This window comes from Halorubrum rutilum, assembly GCF_024494565.1.
Genome location: NZ_JANHDN010000011.1, coordinates 78,532 through 98,010 on the forward strand (window position 1 = coordinate 78,532; position 19,479 = coordinate 98,010).

Genomic DNA, 19,479 nt, shown 5'->3' on the forward strand with positions numbered 1-19,479 from the left:
GATATCTCGGCGAATCCGTTCGCGCCCCGGTCCGCCCCGCTTATCAGCCCGCCGACCGATCCACGCGTATGGACCCGACGACGAGCGGCCGGTTCCGCGTGCACGACCGGCGGCCGCGACCGGACATCGAGGACGACTCCGACGGCGGCGGGGGCGACGCAGCTCCCGACGCCGCCGACGCCCCCGAGGAGTTCGTCCTCGTCGAACTCCCGGACGGACCGATCGATCCGACGGCGGCCGACGCCGAGGACCGGTTCGATCCCCTGTACGCGACCGCGGAGGGGTACGAGGGGGAGCTCGCCGAGCGCGTGGCGTCGCTGGAGCCCGGCCACGTCGTCGACGCGACGCTGGCGTGGACGGACGCCTCGGCGCGGTTCGTCGACGTCGAGGTCGCCCGCGAGAGCCGGTTCCGGTTCGCCGACGACGTCGAGGGGATGTTCGAGGCGGCGGTCGAGACGTGGGACCGGATCCGCGCCGAGGGGGAGGCGGTCGGCTCGATCACGACCCGGTCGAACGACGGCGAGCCGAACGGAGCGCTGTACCTGTTCGCCGACGCGCCCGGCGGCGACGCCTTCGCCGACCTCCGGGCCGCGCGGCTCCCGATCGAGCCGCTCGTCGCCCGCGTCAACGAGTCGCGCGAGGACGACGGCCCGCGCGAGGTGTTCGTGCTGCGGCCCGCCGCCCACGACTTCGTCGCCGTCTACGTCGTCTTCGACCGCGACGGCGTGCTCGCCCAGACGGTCCGGGACACGTACGACCTCGGTCCCGGGTTAGCGGCGGGGCTGGAGGCGGGCGAGTTCGAGGCGGCGAAGGCGGACGATTCCGGAACCGCCGACGGCGACGGGGACGGCGAGAGCGACGGCGACGACTTCGACGCGCTCGACCGGCTGTAACCAGTCCCCGCTCGCGCCGCCGGTCGCCTCGTCGTCCCGCCTACAGCCAGTCGGCGTCGGGGTCGACCCGACCGGCCGGCGTCTCGCCGTTGAGGACGGCGGCGACGTCGGCCGCGCCGCTCCGGTTCAGGTCGTCCCTGGCCTCCTCGCTGTACCACGCCGCGTGAGGCGTGACGACGGTGTCGTCGCGACCGACTAGCGGGTCGTCCTCGGGCGGCTCCTCGGCGAGCACGTCGAGGCCGGCGCCCTTGATCGCCCCGGACTCCAGCGCGTCGAGCAGCGCGTCGGCGTCGACGACCGGGCCGCGGCTCACGTTGACGACGACCGAGTCCTCGCCGAGCCGCGCGAGCGCGTCGGCGTCCACCATCCCCCGGGTCGCGTCGGTCAGGGGGGCGTAGACGCCGACGTGGTCGGCGCGGTCGAACAGCGCCTCGAACCCGACCTCCTCGACGCCGTACTCCGCCATCTCGTCGGCGTCGACGAACGGGTCGTGCGCGAGCAGTTCGGCGTCGAAGCCGGCGAGCTGCTCGGCCGCGCGCTTCGCGATCGGTCCGAACGAGAGCAGTCCGATCGTCGAGGCGCTCACGCGGCGGACCGGCCGGCCGGTCTCCCAGCTCCAGCCGCCGGCGGCGACGTCGTCGTCGTACGACTTCAGCGAGCGCAGGCAGGCGAGCAGCAGCGAGACGGAGTGGGTCGCCACCTCGTCGGTGCAGTAGTCGGGGACGCGGGTGACGGTGACGCCCTCGTCGGCCGCGGCGCCGACGTCGACGTTGTCGACGCCGACCGCCGACCGGACGACGACCTCCAGGTCGAGCGCCGCGAGCGCCTCGGCGGTGACCGGCGTGTTGATGTCGGTGACGACCGCGTCGGCGCCCGCGGCCGCCTCGATCACCCGCTCGGCCGACCCCAGGTCGGCGACCTCGATCTCGACGGGCTCGTCGACGCGCTCGCCGAGCACCTCGCGGTACGTCTCCGGGTCGATCATCGGGAACGACGACAGGACGACCTTGGCCATGGACTCGCTTCGCCCCGACCCCACTTGATGGCTGGTATTGACGTTGTTAGGGACTCAAACGTCTATTTTCGATCGTGATATTCCGGGCGGCGACGGTCGCTCCCGAGCCGCTTCCGGAGGCTCTTTGCGCGCCGGGCGACTACGCGTTCCCGTGACCGACGAGAGCTCCTCTAAACCCCCGATGCTCGTCCTCCTCGAGTCGCTGGCGTTCTACCGGAACGTCCGGATCGGTCTCGTCGCGGGCGCCGGGCTCGCGGTCCTGCTGTACCTCGTCCGGACGCTGGAGCTGCTCGGCCCCGTGATCGACACGCGGGAGTACCCGCTGTTCGGGCCGGACGTCTGGTTCCTGTTCCTGGCGTTCGTGTTGGCGGCGACGTTCGCGCTGTTAGTCGCCGTCGCGCTCACGATCGCGGAGGCGGCGCGGGGTGCCGGTGAGGCGTCGACCGGGCGAGTCGAGTGACCCGGCGAGCGCGCCGCTCCGCGGCGCGAACGACCGTGTGGTCGGCGAGGTCGGGCGGGTCCGAACCGGTCGTCGGGTTCAGTCGGCGGTACAGGAGGCGTCGCACTCCTCGCCGGTGAACTCCTGTGCGGGCTCGGTGAGCTTGTAGAGGTTCTGTCTGGCGTCAGCGAAGTAGACGTCCTCGTCGACGACCCCGATCCCCTCCAACCGTTCGAGGGCGTACCGAACGGTTCGGGCCGACAGCATCGACTCCTGAACGATGCCCTTCTGTGTCAGCGGACCGTTGTATTCGAGCACCTTGAAGACGAGTTTGGCGCTCGGTGGGAGGTCGTCGAGCCCCTCCGATTGGGTTCCTTCCATCGTTACGATTCGAAACCGCACATCGGCATAAATGTTGATGGCCCGCGGTCCCATTTCCGGGATTCTCCCGCATTATCCGGGTTTTATTGCCGGTTATCGCGCTGATAACCAGCAACATGCTCCGGTATATGCCCGTTCGACTGACCAGTCAGTCAGCGACGGGGCTCGCGCGCGCTCTCGCCTTGTCGTCTCCGCCCGCCTCGCTCATCGCCCCCGCCCGCCTCGCTCATCGCCTCTGCTCGCCTCGCGCCGCTCGCGTTTTTTTTCGGCCTCACGGGTCCTCCGCGTTCGCGTCGGCCTCACGTCTCGCCCGCGCTCGACGCCGACGGTCCCGAACGCGCGACGGCCGGAACGAACGGCTTTTCACGGGTGCTCGCGGATCCGTTGGTATGAGCGACGACTCGGGCATGTCGGGCCACGCGCGCGGCGTGGTCGTCACGACGATCTGCTGTCTGGCGGGGATCGCCGCCGGCGTCGTCTCGGCCGCCTACGTGGGCACGACCGTGGCCGCCGCACAGAGCACGACGGTCGTGCTGGTCCTCGGCGCGTTCGTGCTCGCCCAGTTCCCGCTGTACAAGGTCATCGGCGTCGGCGACTTCGGCGTCAAGGACAACCTCTACGTGGCGTTCCTGACGTTCACGCTGTGGTTCATCAGCTACACCGTGCTGGCCACGTCCGGCGTGCAACTGGTGGCGTGAGATGGCGGACGACAGCATCGCCGTGGTCGACCTCGACAGGTGTCAGCCCGACCGGTGTAACTACGAGTGCGCGAACTACTGCCCGCCGAACCGGACGGGCAAGGAGTGCATCACCGAGCGCGGCGAGGACGCGGTCGAGGGCGACCCGGACCAGATCCACATCTCCGAGGAGATCTGTCTGGGCGAGACCTGCGGGATCTGCGTCGAGAAGTGCCCGTTCGACGCGATCGAGATCATCAACCTCCCCTCCGAGCTCGACGAGGACCCGGTCCACCGCTACGGCGAGAACGCCTTCTCGCTGTACGGGCTTCCGACCCCCGAGCCGGGCAACGTCACCGGCATCCTCGGCCCGAACGGGATCGGGAAGTCGACCGCGATCCACGGGCTCGCCGGCGAGATGGTCCCGAACCTCGGCGACCACGAGGCGGAGGCCGACTGGGACCGCGTGCTCGACCGGTTCCGCGGCACGGGGCTTCAGAACTACCTGAAATCGCTGAAGGCGGGCGACGTGAGCGTCTCCCGCAAACCCCAGTACGTCGACCAGATCCCGAAGCAGTTCGACGGCAACACCCGCGAGCTGCTGGAGCGCACCGACGAGCGCGGCGCGCTCGACGAGCTGATCGAGCGGCTCAACATCGCCCCGGTGATGGACCAGGACATCGACTCCATCTCCGGCGGGGAGCTCCAGCGCGTCGCCATCGCGGCGTGTCTCGCCCGCGACGCCGACTTCTACTTCCTCGACGAGATCACCCCCTATCTCGACATCGGCCAGCGGATGATCGTCGCCCGGCTCATCCGGGAGCTGGCGGACGACGACGCCGCCGACCGCTCGATGCTCGTCGTCGAGCACGACCTCGCCATCCTCGACCTGCTCGCCGACACCCTCCACGTCGCCTACGGGGAGCCCGGCGCGTACGGGGTCATCACCGATCCCAAGTCGGTCCGCAACGGGATCAACGAGTACCTGAAGGGGTACCTCGACAACGAGAACATGCGGATCCGCCCCTCCGCGATCACCTTCGAGGAGCACGCGCCCCGCGTCGCCTCGCGCAGCGAGACGCTGGTGGAGTACCCCGACCTCTCGAAGTCGTACGGCGACGGCGAGTTCGAACTGCACGTCGAGGGCGGCGAGATCAACCACTCCGAGGTGCTCGGCGTCGTCGGGCCGAACGGGATCGGGAAGTCGACGCTCGCGAAGCTGTTCGCGGGCTCGCTGGAGCCGGACGAGGGCGCGCTCGACTTCGCGCTCGACATCGCGTACAAGCCGCAGTACATCGAGATCGACCAGCCGATGCGCGTCGACGCGTTCCTCTCCTCGATCACCGACGAGTTCGGCTCCTCCTACTGGAACACGGAGGTCGCCCAGCCGCTCCAACTGGAGCGGATCATGGAGCAGAACCTCGCGGACCTGTCGGGCGGCGAGCGCCAGCGCGTCGCCATCGCGGCCTGTCTCTCCGAGGACGCCGACCTCTACCTGCTCGACGAGCCCTCCGCGCACCTCGACGTCGAGCAGCGCGTCCGCGCGACGACGGCGATCCGTCGGTACGCCGAGAACCACGACGCGACCGTGATGGTGATCGACCACGACATCTACATGATCGACCTCCTCGCCGACCGCCTGATGGTGTTCGACGGCGAGCCGGCCGAGCGCGGTCGCGCCGCGCCGCCGCAGGACATGCGCGACGGGATGAACGAGTTCCTCGCCGACCTCGACATCACCTTCCGCCGCGACGAGCGCACGGGCCGCCCCCGGATCAACAAGCCGGGTTCGCAGCTCGACAGCAGGCAGAAGCGCGAGGGCGAGTACTACTACTCCGGATGAGGGAAGGCCTCACCGCCGGACCGATCCGCCGTATCGAAGCGATTAAGCACGGAACCCGCGAACGGCGGGGTATGCAACACCTCATCATTCGCGGCGACCCCGGGATCCGGCGGGACGCGGTGATCGAGTACGAGGGCGAGGAGCTGGTCTGTTTCGGCATCAACGTCCAGGGCGGCTGGCACGGCCCGGACGAGCCCCAGCTCTGGTGCACCGTCGGCAGCGAGGACGAGCGCGAGGCGTACGACAAACGGGAGTACGTACCGCACTGGCTCGACGTTGACGCGGTCGACGCCGAGGAGGTCGAGGTGCTCAGCGAGAAGGGCGAGCTCGCGGTCTGAGGTCGCGGCCTGTTCTACGCTACGCTCCGCCCTACACCGGCGGGTCCGCCAGCCACGCCTCGATCGCGCCGGCCATCGCGCCGCGGCGGTGGACCGTCCCCGCTTCCGGATCGACGACGGTGCTCTCCGTGCCGGGCGTCTCGCCGTCGTCGATCACCGCGCCGACCCCCTCGCGGATCCGGTCGTCGAGGTCGGCGGGGTCGGTGACGCTACCCGTTCCGGAGACGTTCGCGCTCGTCGCGGTGAGCGGGCCGGTCTCACGGAGGAGCGCCCTCGCGACCGGCTGGTCGGGCACGCGGATCCCGACCCGGTCGCTCCCGGCGGTGAGCGCGTCGGGCACCGCGTCGCCGCGCTCGATGACGACCGTCACCGGGCCGGGGAGGAACGCCCGGGCGAACGCGACCGCGAACTCGGTGGGGCGGGCGTAGCGAAGCGCGTCGTCGACGCTCGCGACGCCCAGCGAGAGCGGCTTCGACCGGTCGCGGCCCTTCAGCTCGAAGGCGCGCTCGACGGCGTCGGCGTCGAGCGCGTCGGCGCCGAGCCCGTACACCGTCTCCGTGGGGTAGACGACGGGCTCGCCGTCGGCGACCGCCGCGGCCGCCCGCCGGACGTCGTCACGGCGGCTCGCGGCGTCGCGTCCCGGGTCCGCGTCGCGTCCGGGATCCGGCTCGGATCCGGGCCGAGGCTCCCGATCGTCTGTGTCGTCCGTCACGGCCGACCGTTCGGCCGCGATTTAAAAAAGGATGACGTGTGTGGGCGACGCGGTCGCACGGCGGAGACCGTCGTCGGGACCAGTCGAACCGGCGTCGACGAGGCCTCGGTCGAGCCGATATCGACGACGGTCTCAGTCGACGAGCCGACCGATCGCGTCGTCGATCGCCTCGGCGTCGGGGAACTCGGGGTGCTCGCTCGCGACCCACGCGTACTCGACGGTGCGGTCGGCGTCGAGGAGGAACACGGCCGGGCGCGTCTCGGTGATCCCGGTCATGCCGTCGATGTCGTGAGCGACGCCGTACTCCTCGATCACGCCCGCGCCGGGGTCCGAGAAGATCCGGACGTCCTCGCCGCGCTCGGCGAGCAGGCGCTTGTGGGCGTACGGCGACGAGATCGAGAGGCCGACCACGTCGAGGTCGTCGGCCCACCCGTGGTCGTCGATCGTGTTGTAGAGGTAGGTCGCCTGGAAGGCGCCGTCCATCGGATGGAAGACGAGGAGCGTCGGCCCGTCGACGACGTCGTCGAGCGCGCGGTCCTCCCAGTACTCCTCGTTCACGAGAGGGCGGGTGAAGTCGGGCGCCGCGTCGCCCTCGGCGACGTGGTCCGTCTCGGGCAGGGAGACGACGTCGAAGTCGGGCATCTCAGGCACCTCCCTCGTCGACTGCGCGGCCCCCGTCGGTCGCCGCGTCGTCGACTGCGCGGCCCCCGTCGGCCGCCGCGTCGCCGTACGTCCCTTCGAGGTACTCCACGATGTTCGCGCTCTCGGACATCGTCACCCCGGTCTCGCGGTCGACGATCGCCGGGACGCTCCGGGCGCCGGAAACGCGCTTGACGACGTTCCGCTCCGAGTGCATCGGCTCGACGTACCGGGACTCGTACTCCAGGCCGAACCGGTTCAGGGTCCGGACGACGCGCTCGCAGTACGGGCACGCCTGTAACCTGTACAGGGTGATCTGTGGCTCCGTCATGGGCGTCGATTCGACCGCGGGACGTGTAATCGTGTCGGCCGCGGCACGCTCCGCGCTCGCCCGGCGCGATCGAGAGCGATCCGCGGTCCGTCTCGCCGCCGACCGCCAACCGCCGACCGCCGACCCGTTCCGCCGCCGACCGCCGGTTCGCCCGCTCGTCCGGGTCGCCGAAGGTAATCCTTTAACCATCCGCCGCCGGAAGACGAATGAATATGGGCTTGTCGTCGAGCACGCTGACAGCCGGTCTGCTACAGCTGCCGATGCCGGGGGAGAACGCGGTGACGGTCCTCGGCGTCCTCGCCATCCTGACGCTGATCGGCCTGTCCGCGTTCTTCTCCTCGTCGGAGATCGCGATGTTCTCCCTCCCGCAGCACCGCGTGGACAGCCTCGTCGACGAGGGGGTCACGGGCGCGAAGACGATCCGCGACATGAAGGAGAACCCCCACCGGCTGCTCGTGACGATCCTCGTCGGCAACAACATCGTCAACGTCGCGATGACCTCCATCGCGACCGCGCTGTTCGGATTCTACCTCTCCAGCGGGCAGTCCGTGCTGGCGACGACGTTCGGGATCACCACCCTCGTCCTGATCTTCGGCGAGAGCGCCCCCAAGTCCTACGCCGTCGAGAACACCGAGTCGTGGGCGCTCCGGATCGCCCGCCCGCTGAAGGCCTCGGAGTACGCGCTCTACCCGCTGGTGGTGCTGTTCGACTACATCGTGAAGGGCGTCAACAGCGTCATCGGGGGCTCCGCGGCGATCGAGTCGACGTACGTCACCCGCGACGAGATCCAGGACATCATCGAGACGGGCGAGCGCGAGGGCGTCATCGAGGAGGAGGAGCGCGAGATGCTCGACCGCATCTTCCGGTTCAACAACACCATCGCCAAGGAGGTGATGACGCCCCGCCTCGACGTCACCGCGGTCGCGAAGGAGCAGCCGGTCGAGGAGGCGATCGAGACGTGCATCCAGGCCGACCACGAGCGCGTCCCCGTCTACGAGGGCAACCTCGACAACATCATCGGCGTGGTGACCGTCCGGGACCTCGTCCGCGAGCTGCGCTACTCCGAGGGCGAGCCGTCGCTGGCGCGGGTCGTCAAGCCGACGCTGCACGTCCCCGAGTCGAAGAACGCCGACGAGCTGCTCGCGGAGATGCAGGAGAACCGCCTCCAGATGGTCACCGTCATCGACGAGTTCGGCACCACGGAGGGGATCATCACCCTCGAAGACATGGTCGAGGAGATCGTCGGCGAGATCTTGGAGGGCGACGAGGAGGCGCCCGTCGAGTTCCTCGAAGAGAACGTCGCGGTCGTCCAGGGGGAGGTGAACATCGACGAGGTCAACGAGATCCTCGGCATCGACCTCCCGGAGGGCGAGGAGTTCGAGACGCTCGCCGGCTTCGTCTTCAACCGCGCCGGCCGCCTCGTCGAGGAGGGCGAGGAGATCAATTTCGACGGGGTCCGGATCCGCATCGAGCGCGTGGACAACACGCGGATCATGTCGGCGCGCGTAACGGTGCTCGACGTCGACGAAGAGGGGGCCGAGAAGGGCGGGGCCGGCGAGGCCGAAACGGCGCCCGACGACGCGGTATAAGTCGCCCGTACGCATCGTTCGGGCGATGGCGATCACTTGTGAGTCGTTGCTGTCGCCGGTGCGGTGAACTCCCCCAAAGCCTCAGCCGCTCGGCTGTACGTCGTGGCCGTCGCTGGTGCGGTACACACCTCCAAAGCCCCAGCCGTGAGCGGGACGCACGCTCGCTGCGGTCCTCAGTCGGTCGCTATCGCTCCCTCCTTGCGGTCCTTTCGTCGCCTGCGTCCCGCTCACGGCTGCCCCTTTGAGTCCCACTCCGACCGCAACCGCACGGCACCTCACGCCTCCCCAGCCTCGTCGCTGGCGGCGGTCGCCGCCAGCGACTCCCTCGCGCGGTGCTGCTCGGCCGCGGAGCGGCCTCGCAGGCACGCGCCGCCGCACTATTCATTTATAAACAGTTGTCGTCGATCGCCCGTGCCGTGTTCGAACCCCTACCCCTCTCTCAGCCTCTCATCGCCCCTCACACCGCGTACGCCCGGGCGGCCGCGACGAGCGCCTTCCGGTAGTCGCTCTCGGAGGGGTCGGGACCGAGCCCGAGGAAGCGCTCCTTGAACGCGTCGACGTCGACCGCGTCGGTGTCGCTGCCGGCGGCGCGCGCGAGGTCGTAGATCCGGTGGTCTCGTCCGGCGATCTCGTGGCGCTCGACGAGGGCGAGCGCGAACGCGGCGTTGACCGCGGTGATCTCCGGGTCGGCGCCGGCCGTCACGGGCGGCGAGCCGTCCCGCGAGACGGCGGGGCGGTCGGCGACAGCGGCCGCGAGGGTGGACTCCAGGAAGCCGAGGAGCTTGTCCGCGGGCGCGACGGAGAGGGTGATGTCGTCGGCGTAGATGTCCTTCATGTGGTTCGCGATCTGGTAGCAGTGCGCGAGCTTGCGGCGCTCCACCTTTTCGCCCGAGAGGCCCAGGTAGAGCGCCTCCTCCGTCGACTGGACGTGCGAGGCGTGGCCCTCCTCGTAGCGGGCCATGTGCGAGAGCTCGTGGACGGCCAGCTCGCGGGCCATCGCGCTGGTGGCGGCGCGCTTCGAGACGTTGAGGACGTGGTAGCCGTCGTAGTGGCCGGCCCACGTCCGCTCGTCGGGGTCCTCGCGCACCTTCACGTGAACCGGATCGTCGAGGGACCACTCGGTCTCGAACAGGTCGGCGGCGCCGAGGAACGGATCGGGGGGAACGTCACCCTGCACGCGGAGATCCATGCGTACCGTTCACACGACGGCGGGCGGTAAGTTTCTTGCGCCCCTCGGCGCGGACCGCCGAGCGCGGCGGTCGCCTACTCGCGCACGGCGCCCACGACGAGGTAGACGATCGGGGTGTCGAGGACGGCGATCGCGAGCTTGAGGAGGTATTGCCCGAGGCCGAGCGTGAGGAGGAGCGACGGCGCGAACGGCTCCCCGGTCCCGAGCAGGACCGGCGCGACGTAGAACGCGACGCCGACGAAGATCACGGTGTCGATCGCCTGACTCGTCGCGGTCGAGGCGATGTTGCGGAGCCACAGCAGCCCCTCGCCGGTGCGGTCGCGGATCGCGTGGAAGACGAACACGTCCCAGTTCTGGCTCACGACGTACGCGAGCAGGCTGCCGGCGACGACGCCAGTCGCCGGCGCGAGAGCGGTGTCGAACGCGGCCGAGATCTCGGGATTCACGCCGGGGGCGGCGAGCGTCGACCACACCAGCGCGAGGACGAGGAAGTTCGCGAGGAACGCGACGTTGACGACCACCTGCGCGGCGCGGCGGCCGTACAGCTCGGCGTAGCAGTCGGACGCGAGGAACGTCAGCGCGTACGCGAGCGCGGCGCCCGGCAGGGTGATCTCGGCGCCGACGACCGGGAGCGCGACCGGGAGCGGCAGCGCGAGCACCTTCGCGGCGGTGAGCTGCGCGGTCGCTAGGGCGACGACGAACAGGGTGATCAGCCCGACCGCGGCCACCGCGGAGCGGTCGAGCGGGTCGGCCGCGAAGGGGCCGCCGCTCCGGGCCTCTCCCCGCGTCCGGCTACTCATCGCTCGCCTCGTCGCCGTGGTCGGCGTCGCCCCCGTCGATGTTGCCCCCGTCGACGCCGCCGGTGTCGAGCCGGCCGTGCCGCGCGTCGATCTCGTCGAGGCGGTCGAGCGTCTTGCGGATCGACGCCCGGACCGCGTCGCTGCGGTTCACGAACTTCCCGTCGTCGCCGACGTGCTCGTCGAGGTCGTCGAGCAGTTCGCCGGGGATCTCGACGCTGATCTTGGGCACGGGTCACTCACCCTCCGGGGACGCCATCGTCCGATCGGCCGTCTCCGGCCGCTGGAATACTCTCATGATACTATCACGGGATTATCGTCGGGGTGATTAAAGCGCACCGTTCCGGACGCAGTACCGTCGCGTCGCGGGATGCGACGCCGTCGCGTCGCCCGATCGCGGGACGCCCCGTCGGCGCGCCGCGATCGAACGCCTTTCATAGGCCCGATGGTCGATATTCGCCGACTATGGTCCAACGAGAATCGTGGGCGACGCGGGCGGGGTTCATCCTCGCGGCGGCGGGCAGCGCCGTGGGACTCGGAAACGTCTGGCGATTCCCCTTCCTCACCGCCGAGTCAGGGGGCGCGGCGTTCCTCGTCGCGTACCTCCTGCTCGTCGTCGGGGTGGGGTTACCGCTCGTGCTGGCGGAGTTCGTGATCGGGCGGCGGTCGAACCGCAACGTGATCGGGGCGTTCGAGGCGCTCGGCCGCTCGAACTGGCGGTTCATCGGCGGCCTCGGCGCGCTCGCCGGCTTCGTCATCCTGTCGTACTACAGCGTGGTCGGCGGCTGGGTGATCCAGTACATCATCGCGAGCGTCACGGGCGCGTACACCAGCGACCCCGCGGCGTACTTCGAGTCGGTGTCGGTCGGAGCGAACGCGATCGCCTTCGACGCGCTGTTCATGGCGTTCGTCGCCGGCATCGTCGTCCTCGGCGTCCGCAACGGCCTCGAACGCGCGGCGAAGTTCATGATCCCGAGCGTCGTCGTCCTGCTCGTCCTCCTCGCCGGCTACGGCGCGACGCTGGAGGGCGCGGCCGAGGGGTACGCCTTCTACCTCTCGCCGGACGTCTCGACGCTGTTCGGCGACGCGCTCGCGCTGCTGCCCGACGCGGCCGGACAGGCCTTCTTCACCCTCTCGCTCGGGATGGGCGTGATGGTCACGTACGCCTCCTACCTCGGCGAGGACCGCAGTCTGCTCAACGACGGTCTGATCATCCTCGTCGTCGACACCTCCATCGCGCTCTTAGCCGGCCTCGCCATCTTCCCGTTCCTGTTCTCGCAGGGCGTCGATCCGGGGACGGGCGGCCCGGGAACGGTGTTCGTGGCGCTCGGGACCGCGTTCGCGGAGTTCCCGGCCGGTCGGGCCGTCGGCACGGTGTTCTACGTCGCGCTGTTCATGGCCGCGGTCACGAGCGCGTTCAGCATCCTCGAAGTGATCGTCGCCTACGTCACCGAGACGTTCGACGTCGACCGGAAGCCCGCGACCGCCGGTGTCGCGGTCGCGATCTTCCTCCTGGGGATCCCGACGGCGATCGACCTGCGCTACCTCACCGCGTACGACGTGCTCGCCAACCAGGTGCTGCTCATCGGCGGCGGACTCCTGCTCGCGGTCTTCGTCGGCTGGGCGTACGCCGCCGAGGGGACCGAGGAGCTCCGGACGGGGATGCGCGGCGGCGACGCGCTCGGCGCGGTCTGGATCTGGCTGCTCCGAGTCCCGATCGTCCTGATACTGTTGTACGTCCTCTACTTCGGCGTGCTGGCGACCGTCGACGCGATGGGGGCGGCGCTGTGAGCGCTCGGACGCGACGGCGGTGCGGACGCGACTGACGGACGGGACGCGCGGGCGGAGTCGGCGTGCGGTACCGAAGACTGCGCGCGGTACCGAAGACTGCCCTCCTCGCTCCCGACTGGGGAAAAAGCCCCACGGTGTCGGGGGCTCGGGCTTATCGAACTCGCGTCGCAACGATCGGACGCCGATGGACGAGACGACCATCGGCGACGGTTGAGCGGTACTCGTCACCGACGGTGTGTCCCGCTCCCTGTGGGACGCGCCCGTTACCCCCACGCCGCCCGTGAGCGACCCACCGCGGCGCGTCCCGCGGTCCTGACATCCGTGGGGTGCGCCCCGGGTCTCGACGACCCCGCTCTTCGTACTCCCGCTCGGTACCGACCGGTCCGCGCTCGACGAACCGGACCCGATCGCGACGCGTCGACGTCCCTCCGCTCGGACGGGTCCGTCGTCGTCGTCCGAGGCGTGCCACCGCCACCCACGCGAACGCCGTAGCGAAGCGGTTAAGGGCGAACCGCGGGAAATACGGCCAACTCGCTGGTGCGGACACAGCGGGCACTCGCCGCCGGGCGCCCGTCGACGCCGACGCGAACGTCGCCGTCGACGCGGTTGACACCCCGGGACGAGACGACATGTGGCCGCCTCGCGGCTGAATCGCAACCGTCCGCGGACAACATATGGCACGAAGCTTCTACTCGCACATCAAGGAGGCGTGGCGGTCCCCCAAGGAGGGGAAACTGGCGGAGCTGCAGTGGCAGCGCAAACAGGAGTGGCGCGACCAGGGCGCCATCGAGCGCATCGAGCGCCCCACTCGGCTGGACAAGGCCCGCGAGCTGGGCTACAAGGCCAAGCAGGGCGTCATCGTCGCCCGCGTGAGCGTCCGGAAAGGCGGCTCGCGCAAGCAGCGCTTCACGGCGGGTCGCCGCTCGAAGCGCCAGGGCGTCAACCGCCTCTCGCGCCGCAAGTCGATCCAGCGCATCGCCGAGGAGCGCGCCTCGCGGAAGTACCGCAACCTCCGCGTGCTCAACTCCTACTGGGTCGGCGAGGACGGCTCGCAGAAGTGGCACGAGGTCATCCTCGTGGACCCCGCCCACCCCGCGATCGAGAACGACGACGACCTCGGCTGGATCACCTCCGACGACCACCGCGGGCGCGCCTTCCGCGGGCTCACCTCCGCCGGCACGAAGGGCCGCGGCCAGCGCAAACGCGGCAAGGGCACGGAGAAGACCCGGCCGAGCGTCACCGGAAACGACCGCCAAGGCAAATAACGGTTCGCCGCCTGCGGTCGCAATCGACTTCTCTCGTTTATCAGTTGCGTAGCGGCGACGTCGAGCAGAGCTCTCGTGTCTCGAATCTCTCTGCTTCAGAACGTCCTCTTCTGAAACGGCGGGTCACCCAACGGGCATCCTGATCGATAGGGGGAGTGAGTGTTGCAGATCGGCGGTGGCGGTTCGGTATTTAAATAGCCGTGAGCGACGGCGACGATCACTTATAAATAGACGTGGCGGTGGCGCGCCCCGGCGAGCGGCCCGAAGGGCCGCGAGCCGACGGTGCGAGGGACGCGGTGAGCGCTCACAGAGCGCGAACCGCGAGGCTGGGGAGGCGTGAGGCTGCCGTGCGGTTGCGGTGGGTGGGACTCAAAGGGGCAGCCGCGCTCGGCGAACCCCAGCGACGAAAGGACCGCAAGGAGGGAGCGTTAGCGACCGACTGAGGACCGCAGCGAGCTGTGGGAGCCGAGCGCGGCTGGGGCTTTGAGGGTCTTCTCCGCAGCAGCGTCGATCAGGTATAAACCACCAACAGCAACACCACGTTCCGACTTATAAACGATCTCTCTCACAACGTACTATACCCACTCTCGCTGTTACTCACCGCTATTCCTGCATTGATTGTGACCGAAGTAGCGGTTTCGACTACGACGGGTTTCAGCAGTATAAAAAGGCAAAACCGGGGGAACGCAAGCGTGTGTGTTCGGGTGACGATGCGCGGTCGGAGCAGGTATGGGGGAGCTGTGACCTACCGAATCGTCACATCGCACCGCCCATGCCGCCCATGCCGCCCATGCCGCCGCCGGGCGCGCCGCCCTCGTCGTCGTCGCTGGCGGTCGACAGGTCGCCCGCGGAGATGATGTCGTCGATTTTCAGGACGAGGTTCGCGGCCTCGGCGGCCGAGGAGATCGCCTGCTCCTTCGCCTGCGCCGTCTCCACGACGCCGGCCTCGGCGGTGTCCTCGACCTCGCCAGAGAAGACGTTCAGCCCGGCGTGCGCGTCGCCCGCCTCGTGGGCCGCGCGCAGGTCGACGAGCAGGTCGATGGCGTCGAGCCCGGCGTTCTCGGCGAGCACGCGGGGAATCAGCTCCAGCGAGTCGGCGAACGCCTCGACGGCGAGCTGCTCGCGGCCGGAGACGGAGTCGGCGTAGTCGCGGAGCCGGCGGGCGAGCTCGACCTCGATGGCGCCGCCGCCAGGGAGCGTGCGGCCGTCGGAGACGGTCGTCGCGACGACGTCGATGGCGTCCTCGATGCCGCGTTCGAGCTCGTCGACGACGTGGTCGGTGGTGCCGTACAGCAGGAGGGTGACGCCGTGGGCGTCCTCGCCCTCGACGTAGAACAAGCCCTCCTCCTCGTCGCGCTCGATCGAGCCGACCGCGAGGTCCTCGGCGGTGAGCGAGTCGAGGTCGGTGACGATCGGCGCGCCGAGCACGTTCTTCAGGAAGCTCAGGTCGGACTTCTTCGTCCGGCGGACCGCGAGGATGCCCTCCTTCGCGAGGTAGTGCTGGGCGAGGTCGTCGATCCCCTTCTGACAGAAGACGACGTCGGCGCCCGACTCGACGATCTTGTCGACCTTCTCCCGGAGCTGCTCTTCCTCCTGGTCGAGGAACTTCTGGAGCTGGTCCGGGGAGTCGACGTTGACGGAGGTGTCGACGTCGGCCTCCTCAACCTCGATCGGGTCGTTGAGGAGGAGGACGTCGGCCGACTCGAAGTCGGTCGGCATGTCGTCGTGGACGGGGTCCTTGTCGATCACTGCACCCGAGAGGAGCTCCGACTCGCCGGCCGCGCGGCCGGTGCGGGTCTCGATGTTGAGGTTCGCGAGGTCGACGACGTGCGAGCCGTCGTCGGCCTCGACGGTGACGCCCTGGATGGCGCGGACGACGAGGTCGGCGAGGGTCTCCTTGTCGAGCTCGGCGCCCTTGCCGGTCATCGACGTCTCGGCGACGTTCTTCAGCGTCTCCGTGTCGTCGGGCTCGACGCGCGTGGCGACCTCGTCGACCTGCTCGCGGGCGTACTCGCTCGCGAGGTTGAAGCCCTTGATCACCGCCGTCGGGTGGATGTCCTGTTCGAGGAGGTCCTCGGCGTTCTTGAGGAGCTCGCCCGCGATCGCGACCGCGCTCGTCGTGCCGTCGCCGGCCTCGTCCTCCTGGGTCTCGGCGACCTCGACGATCATCTCGGCGGTCGGGTTGTCGATGTCCATCGTCTGCAGGATGGTGACGCCGTCGTTCGTGATGGTGACGTCGCCCGTCGAGTCGACGAGCATCTTGTCCATCCCTTTCGGTCCGAGCGTCGAGCGTACGGACTCGGCGACGCCGCGCGCCGCGGAGATGTTGTACTCCTGTGCGTCCTTGTCCTGGACGCGCTGGGCGTCGTCGCCCATGATGATCATCGGCTGACCCTGCTGCATTCGCTGACTCATACAGCGTTTGATTGATTGTGATTCTATATAAATCCGTCGTTGAGGAGCGATCGGTCGTCGCCGCGATCGACGGTGTATCGTTCCCGAAAAACGCCCGACTACGCGGCGATTAGTTCGATTTTGTGCGAGTAGTTAGCATGGCACTTCACGGCGATTCCGTCGCCTCTGCGGCATTATTTATATACTACGTCGACGCGTCGGAAGGCGGACGCGCGGGAAGAGCGTCGCTCTCGGCGCGTGAGACGGCTGGCGGGTCGCTCGCGGCGAGTAACTATATTCGCAAAATCGAAGACGGCGTTCGGTCGCGAGCGTTCACCGACCGAGCTCGTCCCCGTCGAGATACTCCGAGTCGACCTCGTCGAGCGTCGGCTCCGGCGGCTCGTCGGCGGCGCTGAGCTCGCGTTCGTTGAGCCGGCTCTCCAGCTGCCGGCGCTTGTCTCTCCCTTTCCGCTCGCGACCCGATTTCGTGTCTGGCATCGTCACCCGTGTCAACTCTACCCATGCATATGAGTCTTATGTCGGCCTCTGAGAACGTCGACTATACTGATGGAGACCACATCTTGCGACGCGGGTCGTACGGGTAGAAAACGCCGGGAGGAGGATTCAAACCGAAATCAGACGTGTTCGCTCGCATCGTTCGCTACGCGCGACTGGTTGGGTTCAAATCCTCGTCCGGGTTCGTCGACGCCGGACTCGCTCCTCGCTCCGCTCCTCGCTCGTGATCGGCGTCGACAAAGAACGCCAGGAGAGGGATTTGAACCCCCGATCCCGGAAGGGAACACGCTTTCCAGGCGTGCGCCTTACCACTCGGCCATCCTGGCTCACGCCGAGATAATCCGGTGCGACTGTTAAGTCCTTCTTTTCACGCGCTTCGCACGCAGACGGTGTTCGGTCGCGTAGGCGATTCCGCCGGACGCGACGGCGACGGCCGCGGCGAGACCGACCACGCCGCCGTACCCGACCGGGAGGTCGCCCGCGACGATCAGGAACCCCTGCGCGAGCACGACGAACCCGAACCCGCCGACGAGCCCCCACAGGGCCGCCGACTTCGCCCTGGCGCGCTTCGCCGGCCGCGCGGCGGGGGCGTCCGAGCGACCTCCCGCCTCGCGTTCGTCGCCCTCGCTCCCGCCCTCGTCGCCCTCGGCGGTCATCTACTCGACGGCGGCGACCGCCTCGATCTCGATCCCGACGCCCTTCGGGAGCGCGCCCGCCTGTACCGCCGACCGCGCCGGCGGCGACTCGTCGAAGTAGTCCGCGTACGTCGCGTTCATCTCGTCGAAGTCGTCGATGTCGGCGAGGAAGACGGTCGTCTTCAACACGTCCGCCGGCGCCGCGCCCGCCTCGTCGAGCACGGCGACGAGGTTGTCGAGGGCCCGCTCCGTCTGTTCCGCGATCGGCGCGTCGCCGAGGAGCTCGCCGTCGGGCGTCAGCGGGATCTGCCCGGCCGTGAAGACGAGCTCGCCGTTCGTCGTCGCCTGGCTGTACGCCCCGACCGCCTCGGGCGCCGCGTCGGTGTGAACGATCTCCTTCATGTACCCCCTCGTTCGGCGGGCCGCCCTAAGAGTGCCGGGGACCCGAGCGAACCCCCCCCTCCGACCGCCGTTGGGCATATATTCCTCGCCTGCTAACACACACCATATGACGGGTGGCAACCTCCTTCCGGTCGCCGCGGTGTTCGTCGGGGTGCTCGCCGCCAACGTCGTGCTCGCGTGGCTCCTCGCGAGGCGGAACTGGGACCCGCCCGAAGCGCTCGGCTCCCCGGGTGACTCGTCGCCGTCGGAGTCGATTCTGGAGGAGGACTCCGACTCCGACGGCGCCGCGGCCGCCGGGCCGGAGTTCGCCGTGGGCGCCGACGCCGGCTCGACGGCGAGCGGGACCGACCCGGACGGGGACCCGCCGCCGCTCGACGCCGACGGCGAGACCGTCGTCTGCCGGCACTGCGGGGCCGAGAACCGGCCGGACTTCCGCTACTGTCGGTGGTGCGTCCGGTCGGGGTTCGCGGGCGACGGCTCGGGCGCCGCCGGGGGGTCGGCGGTGACCGAGCGCTCGCTGTGAGCGCGGCCGGTCGGTCCGAGCCGAGTCGGCGTCGGCACGGACCCGACCGGCGCTAGTCCGCGTCCACGCGACAGCCGCCGGAGTAGTCGATCCCGTCGATCGTCTCGATGCCGTCGTCGCCGCACACCGGACAGTCCGGATTCCGGCGGTAGGGCACCGTCTCGAAGCTCAGGTCCATCGCGTCGTAGAAGAGGAGCCGGCCGTCGAGCGTCTCGCCCGCGTCGAGCAGGAGTTTGATCGCCTCGGTCGCCTGGATACACCCGACCGTGCCGGGGAGCACGCCGAGCACGCCGGTCGCCGCGCAGTCGGGGACCGTCCCGGGCTCGGGCGCCTCGGGGAACAGACACCGGTAGCAGGGGCCGTCGGGGACGAGCGTCGTCGCCTGCCCCTCGAACTTGTAGATCGCGCCGTGGACGACGGGCACCCCCTCGATCCGGGCCGCGTCGTTGACGACGTACCGCGTCCGGAAGTTGTCCGCGCAGTCGACGACGACGTCGTGCCCGGCGAGCAGGTCGCGCACGTTCCCCTCGTCGAGGCGCGTCTCGTGCGTCTCCACGTCGATGTCGGGGTTGAGCCGGTCGACGTACCTGGCCGCGGACTCGACCTTCGGCTCGCCCACGTCGGCGTCGCCGTGGACCACTTGCCGCTGGAGGTTCGAGCGCTCGACGACGTCGTCGTCGACGATCCCGAGCGTCCCCACGCCGGCGGCCGCGAGGTACTGGATGACGGGCGCGCCGAGCCCGCCCGCTCCAATGACGAGAGCGCGGCCGTCGAGGAGGCGTCGCTGTCCCTCCGGGCCGACCTCGTCCATGATGACGTGCCTGGAGTACCGGTCGAGCTGGTCGGCGTCGAGCGAGAGACTCATGGGTCGACGTGGGCGGGGCGACGGTATAATCGTGTTCCCGAGCGCACTCCATCGTTGCTGGTGTGGCGCCGACTGCGGTGAACACCGCCAGAGCCCCAGCCGCTCGGCGATACACGGTTGATCCCGGTTCGGTAGTGAACACCGCCAAAGCCCCAGTCGTCGAGGACGGCGCACGCTCGTTGCGCGCTTCGGTCGCTCGCGTTGCTCGCTCCCTCCAGTGCTTACGTCGCCTGCGCCGTCCTCGA

Annotated in this window: 22 protein-coding genes and 1 tRNA gene; 9 read left to right on the forward strand and 14 right to left on the reverse strand. The window is 69.3% G+C overall.

The features are described from left to right. Positions 1 to 68 precede the first annotated feature (68 nt). The gene (locus NO900_RS16825; RefSeq protein WP_256409111.1) at positions 69 to 893 is read left to right on the forward strand and encodes a DUF6663 family protein; all 825 of its coding nucleotides are present in this window, start codon (positions 69 to 71) and stop codon (positions 891 to 893) included. A gap of 40 nt (positions 894 to 933) precedes the next feature. On the opposite strand, the gene NO900_RS16830 is transcribed toward NO900_RS16825, so the two are convergent. Further along, the gene (locus tag NO900_RS16830) at positions 934 to 1,908 is read right to left on the reverse strand and encodes a C-terminal binding protein (protein WP_256409112.1); all 975 of its coding nucleotides are present in this window, start codon (positions 1,906 to 1,908) and stop codon (positions 934 to 936) included. Between the two features lie 181 nt (positions 1,909 to 2,089). Between NO900_RS16830 and NO900_RS16835 the strand changes: the two genes are divergently transcribed. Further along, positions 2,090 to 2,368: a DUF7536 family protein gene (locus NO900_RS16835; protein ID WP_256409269.1), complete on the forward strand. Its 279-nt coding sequence runs from the start codon at positions 2,090 to 2,092 to the stop codon at positions 2,366 to 2,368. A 78-nt stretch (positions 2,369 to 2,446) separates the two neighbouring features. On the opposite strand, the gene NO900_RS16840 is transcribed toward NO900_RS16835, so the two are convergent. After that, positions 2,447 to 2,728, reverse strand: coding sequence for a MarR family transcriptional regulator (locus tag NO900_RS16840; RefSeq protein ID WP_256409113.1), 282 nt, complete (start codon positions 2,726 to 2,728; stop codon positions 2,447 to 2,449). A 389-nt stretch (positions 2,729 to 3,117) separates the two neighbouring features. Here NO900_RS16840 and NO900_RS16845 point away from each other — a divergent pair, with 389 nt between their 5' ends. The 3 genes from NO900_RS16845 to NO900_RS16855 all read left to right on the forward strand — a co-directional run bounded on the left by NO900_RS16845 (position 3,118) and on the right by NO900_RS16855 (position 5,586). Continuing rightward, positions 3,118 to 3,426 (forward strand): EMC6-like membrane protein, encoded by a 309-nt coding sequence (locus NO900_RS16845; RefSeq protein WP_256409114.1) that lies wholly within the window; start codon positions 3,118 to 3,120, stop codon positions 3,424 to 3,426. Between the two features lies 1 nt (position 3,427). Beyond that, positions 3,428 to 5,248 (forward strand): ribosome biogenesis/translation initiation ATPase RLI, encoded by a 1,821-nt coding sequence (locus tag NO900_RS16850; protein WP_256409115.1) that lies wholly within the window; start codon positions 3,428 to 3,430, stop codon positions 5,246 to 5,248. Positions 5,249 to 5,319: 71 nt separating this feature from the next. After that, positions 5,320 to 5,586, forward strand: coding sequence for an HAH_0734 family protein (locus NO900_RS16855; protein WP_256409116.1), 267 nt, complete (start codon positions 5,320 to 5,322; stop codon positions 5,584 to 5,586). Between the two features lie 31 nt (positions 5,587 to 5,617). Here NO900_RS16855 and NO900_RS16860 read toward each other — a convergent pair whose 3' ends face one another. The 3 genes from NO900_RS16860 to NO900_RS16870 all read right to left on the reverse strand — a co-directional run bounded on the left by NO900_RS16860 (position 5,618) and on the right by NO900_RS16870 (position 7,268). Then, entirely contained in the window at positions 5,618 to 6,298 is a 681-nt protein-coding gene (locus NO900_RS16860) for an L-threonylcarbamoyladenylate synthase (protein ID WP_256409117.1), read from the reverse strand. A 132-nt stretch (positions 6,299 to 6,430) separates the two neighbouring features. Next, positions 6,431 to 6,940 carry a redoxin domain-containing protein gene (locus tag NO900_RS16865; RefSeq protein ID WP_256409118.1) on the reverse strand — a complete coding sequence of 170 codons (510 nt, stop codon included), beginning with the start codon at positions 6,938 to 6,940 and terminating at the stop codon, positions 6,431 to 6,433. A 1-nt stretch (position 6,941) separates the two neighbouring features. Beyond that, positions 6,942 to 7,268: a glutaredoxin family protein gene (locus tag NO900_RS16870; protein WP_256409119.1), complete on the reverse strand. Its 327-nt coding sequence runs from the start codon at positions 7,266 to 7,268 to the stop codon at positions 6,942 to 6,944. A 212-nt stretch (positions 7,269 to 7,480) separates the two neighbouring features. Between NO900_RS16870 and NO900_RS16875 the strand changes: the two genes are divergently transcribed. Continuing rightward, entirely contained in the window at positions 7,481 to 8,857 is a 1,377-nt protein-coding gene (locus NO900_RS16875; protein WP_256409120.1) for a hemolysin family protein, read from the forward strand. A 457-nt stretch (positions 8,858 to 9,314) separates the two neighbouring features. On the opposite strand, the gene NO900_RS16880 is transcribed toward NO900_RS16875, so the two are convergent. The 3 genes from NO900_RS16880 to NO900_RS16890 all read right to left on the reverse strand — a co-directional run bounded on the left by NO900_RS16880 (position 9,315) and on the right by NO900_RS16890 (position 11,075). Further along, a complete protein-coding gene (locus NO900_RS16880) occupies positions 9,315 to 10,046 on the reverse strand; it encodes a DUF5781 family protein (RefSeq protein WP_256409121.1) in 732 nt (243 codons plus the stop codon). A gap of 74 nt (positions 10,047 to 10,120) precedes the next feature. After that, the gene (locus NO900_RS16885) at positions 10,121 to 10,846 is read right to left on the reverse strand and encodes a queuosine precursor transporter (protein WP_256409122.1); all 726 of its coding nucleotides are present in this window, start codon (positions 10,844 to 10,846) and stop codon (positions 10,121 to 10,123) included. Further along, complete coding sequence (locus NO900_RS16890; RefSeq protein ID WP_256409123.1) at positions 10,839 to 11,075, reverse strand: ribbon-helix-helix domain-containing protein; 237 nt, start codon at positions 11,073 to 11,075, stop codon at positions 10,839 to 10,841. Before NO900_RS16890 ends, NO900_RS16885 begins: the two co-directional genes overlap by 8 nt. Positions 11,076 to 11,308: 233 nt before the next feature. Here NO900_RS16890 and NO900_RS16895 point away from each other — a divergent pair, with 233 nt between their 5' ends. Together NO900_RS16895 and NO900_RS16900 are read left to right on the forward strand one after the other, a co-directional pair. Further along, entirely contained in the window at positions 11,309 to 12,634 is a 1,326-nt protein-coding gene (locus NO900_RS16895) for a sodium-dependent transporter (RefSeq protein ID WP_256409124.1), read from the forward strand. Positions 12,635 to 13,308: 674 nt separating this feature from the next. After that, complete coding sequence (locus NO900_RS16900; RefSeq protein ID WP_256409125.1) at positions 13,309 to 13,899, forward strand: 50S ribosomal protein L15e; 591 nt, start codon at positions 13,309 to 13,311, stop codon at positions 13,897 to 13,899. 756 nt (positions 13,900 to 14,655) lie between these two features. Here the strand turns inward: NO900_RS16900 and thsB are convergent. The 5 genes from thsB to NO900_RS16925 all read right to left on the reverse strand — a co-directional run bounded on the left by thsB (position 14,656) and on the right by NO900_RS16925 (position 17,846). Then, positions 14,656 to 16,302, reverse strand: a complete 1,647-nt coding sequence (gene thsB, locus NO900_RS16905) for a thermosome subunit beta (protein WP_256409270.1) — start codon at positions 16,300 to 16,302, stop codon at positions 14,656 to 14,658. A 324-nt stretch (positions 16,303 to 16,626) separates the two neighbouring features. Continuing rightward, positions 16,627 to 16,791 (reverse strand): hypothetical protein, encoded by a 165-nt coding sequence (locus tag NO900_RS16910; RefSeq protein WP_256409126.1) that lies wholly within the window; start codon positions 16,789 to 16,791, stop codon positions 16,627 to 16,629. Between the two features lie 262 nt (positions 16,792 to 17,053). Further along, a tRNA-Ser gene (locus NO900_RS16915) sits at positions 17,054 to 17,135 on the reverse strand. Positions 17,136 to 17,162: 27 nt separating this feature from the next. After that, positions 17,163 to 17,465 carry a DUF7981 family protein gene (locus tag NO900_RS16920; protein ID WP_256409127.1) on the reverse strand — a complete coding sequence of 101 codons (303 nt, stop codon included), beginning with the start codon at positions 17,463 to 17,465 and terminating at the stop codon, positions 17,163 to 17,165. After that, positions 17,466 to 17,846 carry a Rid family detoxifying hydrolase gene (locus tag NO900_RS16925; RefSeq protein WP_256409128.1) on the reverse strand — a complete coding sequence of 127 codons (381 nt, stop codon included), beginning with the start codon at positions 17,844 to 17,846 and terminating at the stop codon, positions 17,466 to 17,468. A 106-nt stretch (positions 17,847 to 17,952) separates the two neighbouring features. Here NO900_RS16925 and NO900_RS16930 point away from each other — a divergent pair, with 106 nt between their 5' ends. Next, positions 17,953 to 18,369, forward strand: coding sequence for a zinc ribbon domain-containing protein (locus NO900_RS16930; protein WP_256409129.1), 417 nt, complete (start codon positions 17,953 to 17,955; stop codon positions 18,367 to 18,369). Between the two features lie 52 nt (positions 18,370 to 18,421). Here the strand turns inward: NO900_RS16930 and ubaA are convergent, their stop codons facing one another. Further along, a complete protein-coding gene (gene ubaA, locus NO900_RS16935; protein ID WP_256409130.1) occupies positions 18,422 to 19,234 on the reverse strand; it encodes an SAMP-activating enzyme E1 in 813 nt (270 codons plus the stop codon). Positions 19,235 to 19,479 lie beyond the last annotated feature (245 nt).

What these genes read in the sequence shown, in the direction of transcription:
- NO900_RS16930 (WP_256409129.1), top strand. Translation starts at nt 17,953, where the DNA reads ATGACGGGTGGCAACCTCCTTCCGGTCGCCGCGGTGTTCGTCGGGGTG.
- NO900_RS16855 (WP_256409116.1), top strand. Translation starts at nt 5,320, where the DNA reads ATGCAACACCTCATCATTCGCGGCGACCCCGGGATCCGGCGGGACGCG.
- NO900_RS16875 (WP_256409120.1), top strand. Translation starts at nt 7,481, where the DNA reads ATGGGCTTGTCGTCGAGCACGCTGACAGCCGGTCTGCTACAGCTGCCG.
- thsB (WP_256409270.1), bottom strand. Translation starts at nt 16,302, where the DNA reads ATGCAGCAGGGTCAGCCGATGATCATCATGGGCGACGACGCCCAGCGC.
- NO900_RS16885 (WP_256409122.1), bottom strand. Translation starts at nt 10,846, where the DNA reads ATGAGTAGCCGGACGCGGGGAGAGGCCCGGAGCGGCGGCCCCTTCGCG.
- NO900_RS16845 (WP_256409114.1), top strand. Translation starts at nt 3,118, where the DNA reads ATGAGCGACGACTCGGGCATGTCGGGCCACGCGCGCGGCGTGGTCGTC.
- NO900_RS16920 (WP_256409127.1), bottom strand. Translation starts at nt 17,465, where the DNA reads ATGACCGCCGAGGGCGACGAGGGCGGGAGCGAGGGCGACGAACGCGAG.
- NO900_RS16880 (WP_256409121.1), bottom strand. Translation starts at nt 10,046, where the DNA reads ATGGATCTCCGCGTGCAGGGTGACGTTCCCCCCGATCCGTTCCTCGGC.
- NO900_RS16870 (WP_256409119.1), bottom strand. Translation starts at nt 7,268, where the DNA reads ATGACGGAGCCACAGATCACCCTGTACAGGTTACAGGCGTGCCCGTAC.
- NO900_RS16925 (WP_256409128.1), bottom strand. Translation starts at nt 17,846, where the DNA reads ATGAAGGAGATCGTTCACACCGACGCGGCGCCCGAGGCGGTCGGGGCG.
- ubaA (WP_256409130.1), bottom strand. Translation starts at nt 19,234, where the DNA reads ATGAGTCTCTCGCTCGACGCCGACCAGCTCGACCGGTACTCCAGGCAC.
- NO900_RS16840 (WP_256409113.1), bottom strand. Translation starts at nt 2,728, where the DNA reads ATGGAAGGAACCCAATCGGAGGGGCTCGACGACCTCCCACCGAGCGCC.
- NO900_RS16830 (WP_256409112.1), bottom strand. Translation starts at nt 1,908, where the DNA reads ATGGCCAAGGTCGTCCTGTCGTCGTTCCCGATGATCGACCCGGAGACG.
- NO900_RS16900 (WP_256409125.1), top strand. Translation starts at nt 13,309, where the DNA reads ATGGCACGAAGCTTCTACTCGCACATCAAGGAGGCGTGGCGGTCCCCC.
- NO900_RS16910 (WP_256409126.1), bottom strand. Translation starts at nt 16,791, where the DNA reads ATGCCAGACACGAAATCGGGTCGCGAGCGGAAAGGGAGAGACAAGCGC.
- NO900_RS16825 (WP_256409111.1), top strand. Translation starts at nt 69, where the DNA reads ATGGACCCGACGACGAGCGGCCGGTTCCGCGTGCACGACCGGCGGCCG.
- NO900_RS16865 (WP_256409118.1), bottom strand. Translation starts at nt 6,940, where the DNA reads ATGCCCGACTTCGACGTCGTCTCCCTGCCCGAGACGGACCACGTCGCC.
- NO900_RS16895 (WP_256409124.1), top strand. Translation starts at nt 11,309, where the DNA reads ATGGTCCAACGAGAATCGTGGGCGACGCGGGCGGGGTTCATCCTCGCG.
- NO900_RS16850 (WP_256409115.1), top strand. Translation starts at nt 3,428, where the DNA reads ATGGCGGACGACAGCATCGCCGTGGTCGACCTCGACAGGTGTCAGCCC.
- NO900_RS16835 (WP_256409269.1), top strand. Translation starts at nt 2,090, where the DNA reads ATGCTCGTCCTCCTCGAGTCGCTGGCGTTCTACCGGAACGTCCGGATC.